The organism is Pseudonocardia sp. EV170527-09 (assembly GCF_008369905.1).
GTDB lineage: Bacteria > Actinomycetota > Actinomycetes > Mycobacteriales > Pseudonocardiaceae > Pseudonocardia.
This window is the reverse complement of the sequence record NZ_VRMC01000296.1, coordinates 1-625: the sequence shown is the minus strand read 5'-3', so window position 1 is coordinate 625 and position 625 is coordinate 1. Positions and strand designations below refer to the sequence as shown.

The following is a 625-nucleotide window of genomic DNA, read 5'->3' as shown; positions in this document are numbered from 1 at the left end:
GCCGACCCGGGTGCGGGAGGCGGTGTGGCCCTGCGTGGCGAGTTCGTCGGCGATGAACCGGTAGCCGAACTCGGGGTCGTCGTGGTGGACGTCGAACGCGGCGTTGATCAGGTGTGCGTCGTCGTAGTCGCGGTCGGAGACCGGCTTGGCGCGCCACTGGTAGAAGGCCTGTTTGGAGAAGCCGAGCACCCGGCAGGTCACCGCGACAGGGATCTTGTCGTCGGCGAGGTCGAGGACCAGCGGGTACATCATTTTGGGAGGACGTCGCGGGCGAAATAGGCGGTAGCGCGGCGCAGGATCTCGTTCTCCTGCTCGAGCTGCTTCGTCCGCCGACGCAGTTCACGGTTCTCCGCTTCGAGGTCCGTCCCGGCCGTCGGCCCGGCAGGGGCTGACTTGCCAGGCTCGATGCCGTCCTCGCGGTCGGCGATGCGCAGCCAGCGCGACAGGCAGGACTCCGAGACCCCGAAGCTCCGGGCGACCTGAGCGATCGACTGGTCGCCCTGGCGGGCGACCGCGACCACATCGTGGCGGAACTCGGTCGGGAACGGCTTGGGCACGGTGTCGATCCTTCCAGCGAGGAGGACGTCCTCACAGGTCAGGAGTCAACCGAAGTCTGGGCAGTCCC

General features: G+C 68.2%; 1 pseudogene. It reads right to left on the bottom strand.

The features are described from left to right. Positions 1 to 557, bottom strand: a pseudogene (locus tag FVA95_RS33380) (transposase); the annotation flags it as partial. Positions 558 to 625 lie beyond the last annotated feature (68 nt).